The 14921-nt window shown below is 70.0% G+C and carries 15 protein-coding genes and 1 pseudogene; 7 read left to right on the forward strand and 9 right to left on the reverse strand.

All coding sequences use genetic code 11. The features are described 5' to 3' along the window. On the forward strand, positions 1 to 95 hold a 95-nt coding region (locus tag JOD27_RS43575; RefSeq protein WP_204768324.1), incomplete at its 5' end, for a proprotein convertase P-domain-containing protein. Positions 96 to 260: 165 nt separating this feature from the next. Continuing rightward, complete coding sequence (locus JOD27_RS43580; protein ID WP_204768273.1) at positions 261 to 578, forward strand: GYD domain-containing protein; 318 nt, start codon at positions 261 to 263, stop codon at positions 576 to 578. Positions 579 to 734: 156 nt separating this feature from the next. Here JOD27_RS43580 and JOD27_RS47075 read toward each other — a convergent pair whose 3' ends face one another. After that, the gene (locus tag JOD27_RS47075) at positions 735 to 818 is read right to left on the reverse strand and encodes a TetR family transcriptional regulator (RefSeq protein WP_307830668.1); all 84 of its coding nucleotides are present in this window, start codon (positions 816 to 818) and stop codon (positions 735 to 737) included. A 291-nt stretch (positions 819 to 1109) separates the two neighbouring features. On the opposite strand from JOD27_RS47075, the gene JOD27_RS43590 reads away from it, so the two are divergent. Continuing rightward, entirely contained in the window at positions 1110 to 2003 is an 894-nt protein-coding gene (locus JOD27_RS43590; protein WP_239571682.1) for an SMP-30/gluconolactonase/LRE family protein, read from the forward strand. Positions 2004 to 2172: 169 nt separating this feature from the next. On the opposite strand, the gene JOD27_RS43595 is transcribed toward JOD27_RS43590, so the two are convergent. From JOD27_RS43595 to JOD27_RS43625, 8 genes and pseudogenes are all read right to left on the reverse strand, one after another. Then, positions 2173 to 2577 carry a rhodanese-like domain-containing protein gene (locus JOD27_RS43595; protein WP_204768274.1) on the reverse strand — a complete coding sequence of 135 codons (405 nt, stop codon included), beginning with the start codon at positions 2575 to 2577 and terminating at the stop codon, positions 2173 to 2175. Positions 2578 to 2584: 7 nt separating this feature from the next. Then, complete coding sequence (locus tag JOD27_RS45705; RefSeq protein ID WP_239571693.1) at positions 2585 to 3418, reverse strand: sulfurtransferase; 834 nt, start codon at positions 3416 to 3418, stop codon at positions 2585 to 2587. A 24-nt stretch (positions 3419 to 3442) separates the two neighbouring features. Then, positions 3443 to 4768: pseudogene (locus JOD27_RS45710) on the reverse strand (MBL fold metallo-hydrolase); the annotation flags it as partial. After that, a complete protein-coding gene (locus JOD27_RS43605; RefSeq protein ID WP_204768276.1) occupies positions 4765 to 5760 on the reverse strand; it encodes a molybdopterin-dependent oxidoreductase in 996 nt (331 codons plus the stop codon). The pseudogene JOD27_RS45710 and the gene JOD27_RS43605, both read right to left, overlap by 4 nt. A gap of 56 nt (positions 5761 to 5816) precedes the next feature. After that, positions 5817 to 7892, reverse strand: a complete 2076-nt coding sequence (locus tag JOD27_RS43610; protein ID WP_204768277.1) for an ATP-binding protein — start codon at positions 7890 to 7892, stop codon at positions 5817 to 5819. Positions 7893 to 8292: 400 nt separating this feature from the next. Next, on the reverse strand, positions 8293 to 9318 hold the full coding sequence (locus JOD27_RS43615) for an ABC transporter substrate-binding protein (protein ID WP_204768278.1): 1026 nt from the start codon (positions 9316 to 9318) through the stop codon (positions 8293 to 8295). Positions 9319 to 9352: 34 nt separating this feature from the next. Next, positions 9353 to 10177 carry an ABC transporter permease gene (locus JOD27_RS43620; protein WP_307830669.1) on the reverse strand — a complete coding sequence of 275 codons (825 nt, stop codon included), beginning with the start codon at positions 10175 to 10177 and terminating at the stop codon, positions 9353 to 9355. An 85-nt stretch (positions 10178 to 10262) separates the two neighbouring features. Then, positions 10263 to 11066, reverse strand: a complete 804-nt coding sequence (locus JOD27_RS43625; RefSeq protein WP_204768279.1) for an ABC transporter ATP-binding protein — start codon at positions 11064 to 11066, stop codon at positions 10263 to 10265. Between the two features lie 157 nt (positions 11067 to 11223). Between JOD27_RS43625 and JOD27_RS43630 the strand changes: the two genes are divergently transcribed. The 4 genes from JOD27_RS43630 to JOD27_RS43645 all read left to right on the forward strand — a co-directional run bounded on the left by JOD27_RS43630 (position 11224) and on the right by JOD27_RS43645 (position 14894). Continuing rightward, positions 11224 to 12837 (forward strand): ATP-binding protein, encoded by a 1614-nt coding sequence (locus JOD27_RS43630; RefSeq protein ID WP_239571686.1) that lies wholly within the window; start codon positions 11224 to 11226, stop codon positions 12835 to 12837. After that, positions 12834 to 13505 (forward strand): response regulator, encoded by a 672-nt coding sequence (locus tag JOD27_RS43635; protein WP_307830667.1) that lies wholly within the window; start codon positions 12834 to 12836, stop codon positions 13503 to 13505. The genes JOD27_RS43630 and JOD27_RS43635 overlap by 4 nt, the downstream gene beginning before the upstream one ends. A 34-nt stretch (positions 13506 to 13539) precedes the next feature. Beyond that, positions 13540 to 14379 (forward strand): endo alpha-1,4 polygalactosaminidase, encoded by an 840-nt coding sequence (locus JOD27_RS43640; protein WP_204768280.1) that lies wholly within the window; start codon positions 13540 to 13542, stop codon positions 14377 to 14379. A gap of 173 nt (positions 14380 to 14552) precedes the next feature. Continuing rightward, entirely contained in the window at positions 14553 to 14894 is a 342-nt protein-coding gene (locus tag JOD27_RS43645; protein ID WP_204768281.1) for a hypothetical protein, read from the forward strand. The last annotated feature ends 27 nt before the right edge of the window (positions 14895 to 14921 follow it).

Consider the following 14921-nt stretch of genomic DNA (forward strand, 5'->3'; position numbering starts at 1 on the left):
GCGAGCTCGCCAACGGCACCTGGAAGCTGCGGATCTCCGACCTCTACCGCACCACCGACGCCGGCTACCTCGACGCCTGGCAGCTCACCTTCTGACACCACCGCACAGCCCAACCGCCCCGTCTGGCCACCGATCCGGTGGCCAGACGGGGCTTTCCGCAGCCCGGTACCCGTTCACCGGTTTCGAGTGGTGATCACTCGACGGTGGACCTACCTTTCAGCGGGGGAGCACCGAAACGACGTGGAACGACGAGGTGCACCATGGCGAAATTCCTGATTCACGGCAAGTACACGCAGGCCGGTTTCCAGGGCGTGGTCAAAGAGGGCTTCGGTGCGCGTGAGGCCTACATCCGCACCCTCATGGAAGCCGTCGGAGGGAAGGTCGAGGCGTTCTACTTCGCCTACGGCCAGGACGACGTGATCGTCCTCATCGACGCCGATGCCTCGGCCGCAGGCGCGATCTCGCTCGCGGTCAACCAGAGCGGCAGCGTCGAACTCAGCACGACCCCGCTGCTGACCGCCGCGGAGATGGACGAGGCGCGGGCCAAGATGCCGGACTACCGGGCACCCGGAGTTTGATGGCATGTCATACGGCTTGGCCGGACAAAGCCGTTGAGGGCGAAGTAGCGCAAGGCGGTGAACCTCTGCCGAGGGGCACCGCCAACCTCGCGGATCCGCGCCTGCGTCGAGGCAACGAGCTGTCGGTCAGAGGTGCCGAACTGTGCTGATCGAGTATCAGAACGACTTCACCAGCAGGTCGGCACTGGTCGGAAAGTGGCGATACAGAGTGGCGTTGCCGACGCCGGCACGTCGGGCGATCTCGTCGAGCGCAACCTCGTTGCCCGCCTCGGCCACCGGCTCACGGGTGGCGGCAAGCAGGAGTGCGGCGTGCGCGATGCGCCGGCCCTGGGGTGGCGGTTGCTGTCCGGGGACATCCCCGCCTGGGATACGGCACATGTTTCTGACGCGCTGACGGTCGCGGAACCGGAGCTGACCCGCCAGTACGCCGATCGAGCCAGCCGGTTTTAGGCCATTGGACCTGATCGGTTGCCCCTGAGAATTTGGCGCTGCACGTTCCATGATGGTTCTTTCTCCCCCCAGGAGGTGACCATGAGACCCCGAGTTCTCCTCGCGACCGGCGTGCTCGTCGCGGCTCTGGCGGCCCCAGCGACCGCCGCACCGGCGAGCGAGCTGATCGTGCTGCCCGGCGCGACGTCGGCCGAGGGTATCGCCGTCGGCCGTGGCGCCACCTTCTTCGCAGGTGACCTGTTCAAGGGCGATATCTACCGCGGCGACCTCCAGCGCGGCACCGCCGAGCTGTTCATCTCCGCACCTGCCGGCCGCATGGCGGCGGGCCTCAAGTTCGACGACGCCACGCAGCTGTTGTTCGTGGCGGGCGGCTTCACCGGTCAGGCCTACCTCTACGACGGCGTGACCGGGGCTGAGGTCGCCACCTACCAGTTCGGCGGGCTCATCAACGACGTGGTGGTCGCGCGGGGCGGCGCCTGGTTCACCGACTCCGTCCAGCCGAAGCTGTACTTCGTCCCGGTCAGCGAGACCGGCGTGCCGGGACCGGCGCGCGTGCTGAACCTGAGCGGCCCGGCGGCGGACATCACCGGCGACTTCAACCTCAACGGCATCGAGGTGACTCCGGACGGCAAGACGCTGCTGGTGGCCCACTCCGCGAACGCGGCGGTCTACACGGTCGATCCGGTGTCCGGCGCAAGCGCCGACGTCGGTATCGAGGTGCCGTTCGTGGACGGCATCGTGCTCGAGGGATCACACCTGTGGGTGGTGCAGAACTTCATCAACCAGGTCACCCGGTGGCAGCTCAGCCCCGATCTGACCGCGGGCTCGCTCGAGAAGACGATCACCAGTCCGCAATTCCACGTGCCGACCACGGCCGCGTTGCACGGCAACCAGCTCGCCGTGGTGAACGGGAAGTTCGACACCGGCTTCCCACCGACCGCCGACCAGTACGAGGTCGTCCTCGTGGGCAAGTGAGCCGTGCCGCGGATCAGGTGGTCCGGTGCATGAGGCGGTCTCGAGGAACTGGGGGAGCGATCCGGACGAGTGACCGGGTTTTCCTGCTCTGGCACGTACATCACGTTGCTGAGGAGTCGCGTCGCACGGTCGCGAAACCCCGGCCGCCGCGACGGCGGCCGGGGCTGGGTCAGCGGGCGACGGACGCCTCTTCCACCGGCAGCCCCGCCTCCGCCCAGGCGGCGAGACCGCCGTCCAGGACCGCGGCACCCGAGTACCCGAGCTGCCGCAGGGTCTGTGCGCCGAGCAAGGACCGCACGCCCGGCGCCTGACGGCAGTACACGAGGATCGTGCGGTCCCGGCAGGCGGTGAGGACCGGATCCGCCGCGGGCGACGCCGGGTCGGCACGGAGCTCCAGCCAGCCGCGTGGGATGGTGACAGCGCCGGGGATCCTGCCCCGCGCCGACTCCTCGGGCTCGCGCACGTCCAGCACGAGGGCGATCCGACCGGCGTCGATGTCCCGCTTCGCCGCCACCGGATCGAGTCCTGGCACGGTCGCGCGCGCGTCGGCGATCATGCTGTGCAAGGTGGCCATTTCCCGTTCACCCCATCTCGACCGGCACGCCCACGAGCGAGCCGTATTCGGTCCATGAACCGTCGTAGTTGCGCACGTTGCGGTAGCCGAGCAGTTCGGTCAGGGCGAACCAGGTGTGCGAAGAACGTTCGCCGATGCGGCAGTACGCGATGACGTCGCCGTCCGGGATGTCGCGGTACAGCGCCCGCAGTTCGTCCGCGGACCTGAAGGTGCCGTCCTCGTTCGCGGCACGCGCCCACGGGATGTTCACCGCGCCGGGGATGTGACCCGGCACCTGGGCCTGTTCGCGGGGCAGGTGGTCGGGCGCGAGCTTCTCACCCCGGTACTCCTCGGGCGAGCGCACGTCGATGAAACGGGCGCGTGAGGTGAGGACCTCGTCGCGCAGGACACGGATCTCGGGGTGCTCCTGGGCGGTCAGCGTGAAGGACGTCCGCGGGTGGGACGGCACCTGCTCGGTGAGTTCGCGGCCTTCCAGCTCCCACTTCTTGCGCCCGCCGTCGAGCAGGCGGACCCGCTCGAACCCGCGGAGTTTCATGATCCAGTACGCGTACGCTGCGAACCAGTTGTTGTTGCCGCCGTACAGCACGACCGTCGTCGCCTCGTCGACCCCGGCGGCGCGCAGGAGCTCGCTCAGCGCCTGCTGGCCGAGGTAGTCGCGGCCGATCTTCGTGTGCAGGTCGGTCGACCAGTTCCAGCCGACAGCGCCGCGGATGTGGTTCCTGTCGTACGCGGTGGTGTCCTCGTCCACCTCGATGATCCGCACCTGTGGGTCGTCGAGGTGGGCCTCCAGCCAGTTCGTGTCCACCAGCGCCTGCGGTGTGGCATATCCGTTCGTGACCATGACTTGGTTCTCCTTGATCCAGTCCGGAACACCGCCTCTGGTGACGGCGGTGACCGGGATGCCTGCCCGGTCGAGCAGACTGGCGGCCAGTGCGGCGCGGCGTCCGCTCGCACAGACCGTCCACGTCTCGCGGCTCGGCCGGGGAAGAGTCGCCGGCAGGTCGCCGACGAAGAGGTGGGTGCTGCCGGGGATGCGGCCGGCGGCGACCTCGGTGGGCTGACGCACGTCGAGCACGTCGACGTCGCGACCGTCGAGTTCCGTGATGGCGGCGGTCGGATAGCTGCGCACCGGCCGCCCTTCGGCCCGCCAGCGGTCGATCCCGCCGTCGAGGTATCCGGCGACGTGCTCGTAGCCGATCCTCAGCAGTTGGCGCACGGCTTCCGCCGCGTTCGCGCGCTCGGGTCCGGGCAGCACCAGCACCAGTGGCGCGTCGAACGGCACCACCCAGCCGACGTAACCCGCGAACGAGATGTCCAGCTCGTCGTTCACCGAGCCCGGGATGTGCGCTGTGGCAAAGGATTCGCGGTCCCGCGCGTCCACCACCCAGCCGTTGAGGGAGGCCACCTGGGCTGGTGTGAGCGGCCGCGGCACGGGTGGCCGGCGCAGCACGACCGCACCCGTACGGTTGATCGGCGCCATGTGCCGGTAGTAGGCAGGGTGGCGGGGCAAGCCGGCCAGGCGGTCGTGGACGAACGTCTCCTCGTCGCCGATCAGCAGCGCCGGGTTCGTGGTGCGCTCGTGGCCGATGGTGGACGTCGGCGGGCCGGGTGACGCCGAGGCGGCGCAGAAGCTGCCCGCTCCGTGTGTCGGCAGGACCCGCGTGCCGTCCGGCAGGCCGGCGAGCCGCCGCAGCGTTCGGTACTGCGCCCTCGTGAGCCCGTCGGTCTGGTCCTCTCCCAGCAGGTCGGTGCGGCCGGCGCTGCCCGCCATCAGGCTGCCGCCGGTGAACACCGCGAGCGGGCCCGCGCTGTCGCCGTAGACCACGTACGACACGTGCTCGGGGGTGTGGCCAGGGGTCTCGAGGACCCGGAGCCCGAGATCGCCGAGGACGATCTCGTCCCCTTCGGCCACGGGCAGGTGGTCGAACTCGTAGCGCCCGCGCGCCGACGCGACGACGCGGGCACCGGTGGCCGCCCTGACCTCCTGCGCACCGGAGACGTAGTCGTTGTGCACGTGGGTTTCCAGGACGTACCGGACGCCGATCCCACGTGCCCGGCACGTTCGCAGGGCGTCCCACACGTCGCGCTGGGGGTCGACCAGCGCGGCCTCGTTCCCGCTGACCAGCAGGTAGCTGTGGTCACCCAGCGAGGGCGTCGTGATGATCTCGATGTTCATCGCCTGGGCGTTCATCTGACTTCCACTTCGGTCGAGGCGACGACGTTGTTGCCGTAGCCCAGGGAGTTCCACGGCGCGCTCATCGGCTGGACCGCGCCGGTCGCGTCGTGCGCTCGTGCCAGCAACCGGTGCCGTCCGTGCCGACGTGGCGTCCAGTCGATCGACCAGTCGGTCCAGGCGTGGCCGGCGCCGTGGCGCAGAGTTGCCGCACGCCAGGTCCGGCCGCCGTCGGTGGACACCTCGACGAGCGTGATCCGCGCGTTCGACCAGGCGTGGCCGTGGATCTCGACGGGGTGCCCGGACAGCACCACGTCCGGCGCGGGATCGGTGATCATCGACTTGACCAGCGTGGTGGTGACCGGCCGGCCGTCGACCACGTACTGCTCGGTCTGGAACAGGCCGTGGAACGGCTCGGTGACCGCACGGATCTCGACCAGCCACTTGACGCTCGCCACCCCGTACCAGCCCGGCACCACCAGCCGCACCGGCGCGCCGTGCTCGGGTGTCAGCGGCAGGCCGTTCAGGTGCGTGGCCAGCAGGGTGTCCGGGTGCAGGGCCGTGCGGACCGGCAGGCTGCGTTCGAACCGCGCCCGCCTGCCGTGCGCGACGCCCGAGTCGGCGCCGCGGAACACCACCTCGCAGGTGTCCGCGGGGAGCCGTCCGAGCACCAGCCGCAGCGGCACGCCGTGGAACCGCACGCAGCTCACCGCTCGGTCGTCCCACGCCAGTCCGGGCGGGCGGGGCGCCATGCCGGACCGCCCGTTGCCCGCGCATTCCAGCACGACGTCGACGGCCGTCGACGGCCACGCGAGCAGCTCCGGGTAGGTAAGACCTGCCGCACCGGGCAGCCGCAGACACCACCGGTCGGTGTCGATGCGCGGCACGCCGAAGTGGCTGCGCACGAAGCACGCGGCCGCAGGGGTCCGGTCCTCGCGCAACGCCTCGCGGGACGCCTGCGCGTTGTAGGGCTCGGTGGTGAGCACGTCCAAGACTGCTGTCGTGGTCATGGCGTCAGCGTCCGCCGCGACCATTCCCCCGGCATTCCCCGGTGACAGGCCCCTGGTTACTTGCTCAGGGCAGCGGAGAGCGCTCGCACGGCGCCCAGCCGTTCGAACGTCACCGCGGCCTCCACGGCCGAATCCGGGTCACCACCGGCACGCGCGACTTGCAGCCGCGACCTCGCAGCCCAGTACGGCTGCCGCGCCGCGTCGTAAAGCCGGGCCGCCGCGAGGAAGCGGTCCCGTGCGGCGACCGGATCGTCCCGCGCCAGTGCCAGCGCCCCGTTGGCCGACTCGGCCATCCCGCGCCAGGCCGTGCTCTCGAACATGCTCGCGACCTGCCGCGCGGCCTCGGCGAACTCGGCGGCGGCCGCCTGTTCGCCCAATGTCGCGAACGCCTCCGCCGCCACCGGGTTGAGCAGCGCCCGGCAGCTCGGGCAGTCGCCGTACCGCTCCGCGGCCTCGGCTGCCGACCGGACGGCGCGGATCGCCTCCACGGGCTCGCCGCGCTCGACGGCGTCGAACGCGGCCGTCGCGTAGAGCCGACCCCACGCGTGCGGCGCCAACGGCGTGATGGTCGCGATCGCCATGCCATGTCGCAGGCACGACGCGGCGCGCTCGCTGTCGCCACGGCCCACCGCCAGCTCGGCGAGCCGTTGCCACGGCAGCACCCCGGTCCTGGCGCCGAGGTCCGCGTACACCTCGGTGCTGCGGACGAGGCAGCTCTCCGACTCGTCCCACCGGCCGCGCAGCAGCAACGCCTCGCCCAGCAGACACCACGCGAACGCCTCGGCGTGCCGGGCGTGTTTGTCGATCGCGAGCGCCAGGGTGGTCCTGGCGTAGTCCTCGACGCTGTCGCGCAGCCCGTCCCCGTACAGGTGGTACTGGCCGATGCAGCAGTGCATCTCGAAGATCCGCGCCAGGCGCGGCTCCACCTCCGCGCGCGTGCCGAGCCGTTCGATCTCGGCGTGCAGGCCCTCACGCCACGCCCCGCGGTAGTGGCAGGCGATGGCCAGCGCCTCATGCGCGGCAGCGATGTCATCGGGCGTGCCGGCCTGGTCGGCGAGTGCGAGTGCCTGCTCGGCGAGGTGCTGGGCCTGGTCGTACTCGCCGGTCTCCCACCGCAGGTTCGCCCGCACCGTGAGCAGGCGCGCCGACTCCGCCTCGTCCGCGTGCCGGGCGAGCAACGCCTCGGCCGCCAACACGTGGGCCTGTGCGGACTCGGTGTCGTGCTCGGCCAGGTACGCCTGCGCCGCCTTGCGGTGAACCACGACCTCGCGCAGCCCCTGCCCGCGCAACGCCCGCACCGCCGAGCGGAACGCGGTCGCGGCGCCCGCGCTGTCCCCCGACAACGCCCGCAGGTCGCCGATCTCGTCCCACAGGTCGCCCGCCACCTCGGCGTCCCCCAGCCGCCCGGCCTTGATCTGCTCGAACAGCCGCTGCGTGACGGCGCTCGGCTCGACCCCCAGCTCGTCGCGCAACGTCGCTCGCAGCCGTTCGTACTCGACCACCGCCTCGTGACCACGCCCCGCCAACGCGTAGACCCGCATCAACGCCGCACCTGCCTCCTCGTGCGCCGGGTCCAGCTCGACGACCCGCCGGAGCGCCGCGGCCGCCCCTGCGAAGTCGGCTCGCGCCTCCAGCATCCGCGCCAGTTCCACGGCGAGCGCGACGAACTCCGCCCTCAGCGGTCCCTCACGAGCGAGCACCCAGTCCTCGTACCGGTCCTCGGGCAGCAGGTCACCCCGGTAGAGCCCGATCGCCTCCCGGTAGGCGGCCGGAGTCCCGGAACCCCGCGCGACCAGCACGGCGGTCTCGAACGCCGCCACGTCGACCCACACCGCGTCACGCCGCAACCCGAGCTGTTCACCCGAAAGGAGAAAACCCTCCCGCCGGTCGGGATCCAGGACGTCACGCACCGCGTGCACGGTCTTGCGGAGCTGGTTCAGGCCGGCGTCCCACTCGAGATCCGGCCACAGGAACTCGATGACCCGGTCCCGGTGCAGCCGATGTCCTGGCGCGAGGGCGAGCAGCTTGACCAGCGCCTTGGCCTTGCGCAGCCGCCAGTGGCCGTCGGCGACCTCTCGGATCCCGACCCGCACGTGAAATCCGCCCAGCAGGTGAATCCGCAACCGGTCCATCGGACATCTCCACACGAGGTACCGGCAATGTACGTCCGCAGGGCCCGGTCAGGAAGTCGATCTTCGGCGATCGCCGCGGTGTTCGGTCTGTCCGGCTCCGGTTTCAGGCGTGGTACCGGGCGCGTGACGACAGGGTGGGTCCCGGTGGGCCTGACCTGGTCCCGAGGTCGAGCTGATTCAGTTGTCCGCGCCGGAGCCGAACCGCCGTTCGACCTCTCGGTGGCGATGTCATGGTCGAACCGCACGGTCTGCCCCGCGGTGCGCATGCTCGCGAGCCGATGGCCGGTGAACTCCGATTACGTGGTGCACGCCCGAATTCAGCGGTTCGTCTCGCGCCAGCGACCGCCGTGGCACGCGCCGGCTACCCGGCTCTGCGTGCCACGGCGGTCGTTCGGAGTCGTCAGGGATTGGTGACGAACTCGGTGGTGTAGGTCTTGCTCAGGTCGATCTGGTCCTTCTTCGGCTTCACCGCGGGGGAGAACTGGCTGAGCACCTCGAGCACGTTCTTGGCGCCGTCGGCCTTCATCTTGCCGTCGGAGTTGAACATGCCCTTCGAGTCGTTGATCGACTTGATGTAGAGGTCCTTGTTGCCGCCCGCGAAGTCGGCGGGCATCTTCTCGGCGATCTCCGCGGCGCTGTGCGAGTTGATGAACGCCAGGGTCTTCACGAACGCGCCGGCGAGCTTGCGGACGGCCTCCTTGTGCTGCTGCACGAAGTTGCAGTCCATGTACAGCGAGCTGGCCGGGTAGAGACCGCCGAGCGCGGCCTTCGTGCCCTCCACGGTCCGCATGTCCAGCAGCACCTTGGCCTTGCCCGTGCTGACGAGCGTGGCGATGGTCGGGTCGGTGGTCATGCCCGCGTCGATCGCGCCGTTGTCGACGGCGGCGACGAAGGTCTGACCGGATCCCGCCTTCACCCCGGTGTAGTCCGAAGTGGACACTCCGGCCTTGGTGGCCAGGTACTGGGTGAGGAAGTCGGTCGACGAGCCGGGGCTGGTGAAGCCCAGCTTCCTGCCCTTGAAGTCTGCGGGTCCCTTGACGGCGTCGGCCTTGGCGGTCGCGACGACCTCGGCCTCACCGGGCACGTCGGCGAACTGCACGACGCTGGTGATGCACTTGCCCTTGGCCTGCAGGTCGATCGTGTGGTCGTAGAAACCGACCACGCCGTGGACGTCGCCGGAGACGAGGGAGTTCTCGGCCGTGGCACCGGCGGGTTCGGTGAGCAGCTGGACCTTCACCCCGGCCTCGGTGAAGTAGCCGAGCTGCTCGGTCAGCTTCGCGGGCAGGTAGATGACCTTCTCGATGCCGCCGACCATGATCTTGAACTCTGGGTTGTCGGTGCTGACGCCGGACGAGGCCTGCGTGCGGCACGCGGTGAGGCTCAGCGCGCCGATGGCGAGCACGGCGAGGGTGGCGCGGATCTTCATGACGTTCACTCCGGGGGAGAAGGGGGTGGGAGGGTCAGAGCTGGACTTCCGCGCTGGCTGCCGGCGGGCGCCACTTGAGCAGCCGGTTCTCGGCGAGGGTCAGCAGCCACTCGGCGAGCAGGGCGATCACCGTGATCACGATCATGCCCGCGTAGATGCCTGCCGCGTCGAACGTGCCCTGGGCGTGGTTGATCAGCAGGCCGAGACCGCGGTCGGCGCCGGTGAACTCACCGACGACCGCGCCGATGAGGGCGAAGCCGAACGCCGAGTGCAGCGAGGCGAGGATCCACGACGTGGCGGACGGCACGACGATCGTGCCGAGCACCTGCACCCGGCTCGCCCCGAGGATGCGGGCGTTGTTGATGAGGTTGCGGTCGACCTCCCGCGCGCCCTGGAAGGCGTTGAAGAACACCGCGAAGAACACGAGCACGAACGCCGTGGCGATCTTCGACGACATGCCGAGCCCGAACCAGATCACGAACAGCGACGCGAGCACGATGCGCGGCACGGCGTTCGCCGCCTTGATGAACGGCGCGCAGATGTCGGCCAGCAGGCGACTGCGGCCGAGCAGGATGCCGAGCACGACACCGGCGAGCGCGCCGAGCACGAAGCCCGCGACCGCTTCCTGCAGCGTGACGACGATCTGCTCCCAGATGCTGCCCTGGCTGGTGCCGACGGTGAACCAGTCGGCCAGCTTCGCCGCGACCGCGGAGGGCTTGGAGTAGAAGAACGGGTCGATCAGGTAGGTCGCGGTGAGCTCCCAGCTGACCAGCCACGCCACGACGAGCAGGAGCCGGATCGACCAGACCTTGGTCTTGCGCCTGCGGTGCGCGGTGCGCGCGTCCACCGGGGACGCGATGTCCGGAGTGGACTTCGCCGCAGAGTTCACAGTGGACGTCACGGCCGGTTCCTCCAGTACCTGCGTGGTTTTCTGCGACGCGGTGTCATGCAACACGGGTGGCTCCCTGCTCGCGTGCCTTCTCGACCTCTTCGCGCAGCGAGTCCCAGATCTCCCGGTAGATCTCCAGGAACTGCGACGTCAGCCGGACCTCCTCGACCGTTCGCGGCCGGTCGAGTCCGACGGTGAAGGTCGCCTTGACCGTCGCCGGGCTGCTGGTCATCACGACGACCTTGTCGGCGAGCGCGATGGCCTCCTCCAGGTCGTGCGTCACGAACACGACGCCCGCGCCGGTGCCCGACCACAGCCGCAGCAGCTCGTCCTGCATCAACGCCCGCGTCTGCACGTCCAGGGCGCTGAACGGCTCGTCCATCAGCAGGATCGACGGCTCGTTGACGAGCGTCTGCGCCATCGCGACGCGCTTGCGCATGCCGCCGGAGAGCTGGTGCGGGTAGTAGTCCTCGAACCCGCCGAGGCCGACCCGCTGCACCCAGTCGCGCGCCTTCGAGCGGGCGGCCGCCTTCGACTCGCCGCGGTAGCGGGGCCCGGCCGCGACGTTGTCCAGCACCGACCGCCACGGCAGCACGGCGTCGTTCTGGAACATGTATCCGACACCCTCCGGGATGCCGGTGACGTGCTGCCCGCCTACCAGGACCTCGCCCTCCGACGGGGGTTCGAGTCCGGAGACGAGCGACAGGGTCGTGGACTTGCCGCACCCCGTGGGGCCGACGACGGCGACGAACTCGCCGCGGTCCACGGTCATCGTGAGGTCCCGAACCGCCGTGTGCACCCCACCCGATCCGGTGGGGAAGCGTTTCGTCGCCCCGCGCAGCTCGATCAGTTCCGCCATGCGTGCCAGCTCCCTGGGGTTTCGCCGGTGTTGCTTGGCGGTGAACGGTAGGTGTGCCCCGTCACTCCTCGATGCTTTGTCGCGCAGTACGCGCAACGAACGTAATTCGCGTTTTGCGCTTTTTGCTCTGGGGCCGCGCGGAGTTACCGTCTGGCGCATGACCAGGGCGAAGATGCCGCTCGTCCGCCGGCTGCTGATCCTGCAGATCGGCCTGCTGGCGCTGGTGCTCGTGGTGGGCGCCTTGCTCGGCGTGTGGACCGAGAGCCGCGAGCTGTCCCGTCAGTACCAGGACCGGGCGCTCGCCGTGGCCGAGGCGGTGGCGTCGGATCCCGGCCTGGGCGACGCCGTGGCGCAGGACCAGCAGCCCCTGGTGCAGGACCAGGCGGAGCGCGCCCGGATCGCGACCGACGCCCTGTTCGTGGTGGTGACCGACGAGCACGGCATCCGGATGGCCCACCCCAACCCCGGGATGATCGGCGAGCACGTGAGCACCGATCCCAGCGCGGCGCTCGCCGGGAACGAGGTCTCCAACATCGAACGCGGCACTCTCGGCCTCTCGGCACGCGGCAAGGTGCCGTTGCGCGACCACACCGGCACGATCGTCGGCGAGGTCAGCGTCGGCATCAACGCGTCCGAGATCGACAACGCGCGGTGGCGCCAGCTCGGCACCACGGCGTTGTTCGCAGGAGGCGCGCTCCTGCTCGGCGTGGCGGGTGCCGTCCTGCTCGCGCGCAGGCTGAAGCGCCAGACGCTTGGCGTCGAACCGCACGAGCTCGCCGAGCTGATGCAGGAGCACCAGGCGGTGCTGCACGGCATCGGCGAGGGCGTGCTCGCGGTGGACGCGAACGGGCGCGTGTCCGTGTGCAACACCGAGGCGGGACGACTGCTGCGGCTCACCGCCCCGGTCGGCACGCCCCTCGCCGAGCTGGACCTGCCGGCGCCGTTGCGGGAGGTGCTGGAGGCACGCGCGCGCGTCGACAACCTGATCACCATCGCCGGTGACCACGTCCTCGTGGCGAACTACCGCGAGGTGCGCAAGGACGGTTACGACCTGGGCGGTGTGCTGACGTTGCGCGACCGCACGGATCTGGAAGCACTGACCAGCGAGCTGGGCTCCACGCGCGGCCTGACCGACGCGCTGCGGGCGCAGCGCCACGAGTTCGCGAACCGCATGCACACGCTGTCCGGACTCCTGCAGACGCGGCACTACGACGAGGCGATCGAGTACGTGACGGCGATGTCGTCCGGGCCGATCACCATGCTCGGGTCCAGCGAGGAGATCAACGACCCGTACCTGCAGGCGTTCCTGTCCGCCAAGACGTCGGCGGCGGCCGAGCAGGGCGTGCGGCTGGTGCTGGGCCCGTCGAGCTGGGTTCCGTCCAAAGTGGTCGCACCGGTCGAGGTGACGACGGTGGTGGGCAACCTGGTCGACAACGCGCTGCACGCCGCGAGCCACGGCACTCGCCGCCCGGCGACGGTCGAGGTCGACCTGCTGGCCGAGGACACGACCCTGCACGTGGCGGTGACCGACTCCGGTGACGGAGTGCCGGAGCACCTGCGGGACAGCATCTTCACCGAAGGTGTGTCCACAAAGGAAGGTGAGGGACGCGGCCTCGGTCTCGCGCTCACCCGCCAGGCGGCCCGCAGTCTCGGCGGTGACGTCGAGCTGGCGGAGAGCAGCGGCGGGGGAGCGCTGTTCCTGGCTCACCTGCCGCAGGTGCTCGAACCCGCGGATCGCGCGGAGGTACTGGTCGAGGAGGAACTGACGTGACGATCCGCGTCCTCATCGTCGAGGACGACATCAGAGTGGCGAACCTGCACGCCGACTTCGTCCGGCGCGTCCCCGGCTACGCCGTGGCGGGCCTCGCGCACAACGCCGCCGATGCCCGTGCCCGGCTCGCCGACACGCCGGTGGACCTCGTGCTGCTGGACAACTACCTGCCCGGCGAGTCGGGTCTCCTGCTGCTGCGGGAGATCACCACAGACACGATCATGCTCACCGCCGTGTCCGACGCCGCCACCGTCCGCGCGGCGTTCGCCGCCGGAGCACTGAACTACCTGGTCAAACCGTTCGACGGGGACGACCTGGCCGACCGCCTCACGGCCTACGCGCGCTACCACGCGCAGCTCTCCCCAGCCGGCCGCACCGCGAGCCAGGCCGACATCGACCGCGCGGTGCGCCTGCTGCACGAACGCGACCGCCGCAACACCCCGAAGGGCATGTCCGCGGCCACGGCCCAGCTGGTCGCCGACGGGTTGCGCTCGTACGGCTCACCGGCGTCCGCGGCGGAGCTCGCCACCGAACTCGGCATCGCGCGGGCCACGGCGCAGCGGTACCTCACCTCGCTGGTGCGCGACGGCGGGGCGACGATGAGGTTGCGGTACGGCGCCACCGGACGGCCGGAGCACGAGTACAGCTGGGTCGGCGCCGGACGGTAGGTTCGGCGCCGCCGTTCCGCGATCGAGGAGCCCGATGAGCGTCCGAGTCCTGCCGCTGGCAGCACTGTTCCTGGTAGCCGCGTGCTCGGGAGGCGCGGACGACGAGCCCGCGCAGGCGTCGCAGACGGTGGAACGCGCCGCGGTGACATTGCCGCCCTCACCCGCGGTGCCGGACTACCAGCTCGGCACCGCCTACCCGCCTCCCGCCGGGGTCACCCTGGTCGCCCGCGACAGCACGGCCTCTCCCGCGCCCGGCGTCCACAACGTCTGCTACGTCAACGGTTTCCAGACCCAGCCGCAGGAACGCGAGCTGTGGCTGACGCAGCGCAGGCACCTGCTCCTCACCGACCCCGGCGGCGAGCCGGTGATCGACCCGGACTGGCCGGACGAGTTCCTGCTGGACACCTCGACACCGTCCAACCGGGACGAACTGGCCCGCATCACCGGCGAGTCGATCACCCGCTGCGCCGACCGCGGCTTCGGCTCCGTCGAGATCGACAACCTCGACTCCTACTCACGCTCCGGCGGCCGGCTGACCGTCGACCACAACATGGCCTACGCGGCGTTGCTCAGCGCACGGGCACACGACCGCGGCCTGCCGATCGGCCAGAAGAACTCGGCGGAGGTCAGCCGGCGCGCCCACGACGAGGTCGGCTTCGACTTCGCCGTCACGGAGGAGTGCCACGCCTTCTCCGAGTGCCCGACGTACACCGGCGTCTACGGCGTGCACGTGATCGACATCGAGTACACCGACAACCTGCGTGGCACGTTCGCTGACGTCTGCGCGGACCCGGCGACACCGAGGACGACGACGTTGCGCGACCGGAAACTGGTCGGGCCGGACAACTCGAGCTACGTCTTCCAGCACTGCTGACCGTCAGGTGACGTCTCGGCCCTGCGCGTGCCGAGAAGCACGTCCGTGCAGTTCAGCGGCATTGGCAGGCTGCCGATCAAAGGCCTCCTGACCGCCGGTGGCGGAGATCCTTCTCCGCACTACTGAAGATCGTCATCTTCGGCGTCGACGTTCAAGCGATGCAGAATGGATGGATGTCGTCGGTTCACGAGTCTTGGGATGACCTGCGGAGTCGTCTGCGGCTTGGTCAACGATTGACAGGAACGGTGGTGCGGGTCCCGAGGCCGGGTGCCATCGGGGTTTTCGTTGACCTTGGGCTTTCGGTCGGCGGCTTCGTCGACGTCCTGCTGTTGCCGTTCGACGCGGCCCGCTGGCCAGTCGACGGAACGGTGACCGAGTTTGAGATCTGGTGGATGGACGAGCGTCCTCAGATCAGGCTGAAGCCGGTCGATCCCGCGTATGTGCGGGAAGACTTCGACGGTTGGGTTGCCGAGGAGAACTCGACGGCTGCGGAACGATGGCGGCAGTCTGCGTAGTCACTGAGTCAGCAGCTAGAACTTGAT

Origin of the sequence: Lentzea nigeriaca (assembly GCF_016907955.1) — a bacterium.
Classification (GTDB): Bacteria; Actinomycetota; Actinomycetes; order Mycobacteriales; family Pseudonocardiaceae; genus Lentzea; species Lentzea nigeriaca.

Excerpts from the sequence above, each read along its gene's own strand:
- JOD27_RS43615 (WP_204768278.1), bottom strand. The coding sequence starts at position 9,318 with ATGAAGATCCGCGCCACCCTCGCCGTGCTCGCCATCGGCGCGCTGAGC.
- JOD27_RS43625 (WP_204768279.1), bottom strand. The coding sequence starts at position 11,066 with ATGGCGGAACTGATCGAGCTGCGCGGGGCGACGAAACGCTTCCCCACC.
- JOD27_RS43645 (WP_204768281.1), top strand. The coding sequence starts at position 14,553 with ATGTCGTCGGTTCACGAGTCTTGGGATGACCTGCGGAGTCGTCTGCGG.
- JOD27_RS43595 (WP_204768274.1), bottom strand. The coding sequence starts at position 2,577 with ATGGCCACCTTGCACAGCATGATCGCCGACGCGCGCGCGACCGTGCCA.
- JOD27_RS43580 (WP_204768273.1), top strand. The coding sequence starts at position 261 with ATGGCGAAATTCCTGATTCACGGCAAGTACACGCAGGCCGGTTTCCAG.
- JOD27_RS45705 (WP_239571693.1), bottom strand. The coding sequence starts at position 3,418 with ATGGTCACGAACGGATATGCCACACCGCAGGCGCTGGTGGACACGAAC.
- JOD27_RS43640 (WP_204768280.1), top strand. The coding sequence starts at position 13,540 with ATGAGCGTCCGAGTCCTGCCGCTGGCAGCACTGTTCCTGGTAGCCGCG.
- JOD27_RS43630 (WP_239571686.1), top strand. The coding sequence starts at position 11,224 with ATGACCAGGGCGAAGATGCCGCTCGTCCGCCGGCTGCTGATCCTGCAG.
- JOD27_RS43610 (WP_204768277.1), bottom strand. The coding sequence starts at position 7,892 with ATGGACCGGTTGCGGATTCACCTGCTGGGCGGATTTCACGTGCGGGTC.
- JOD27_RS43605 (WP_204768276.1), bottom strand. The coding sequence starts at position 5,760 with ATGACCACGACAGCAGTCTTGGACGTGCTCACCACCGAGCCCTACAAC.
- JOD27_RS43590 (WP_239571682.1), top strand. The coding sequence starts at position 1,110 with ATGAGACCCCGAGTTCTCCTCGCGACCGGCGTGCTCGTCGCGGCTCTG.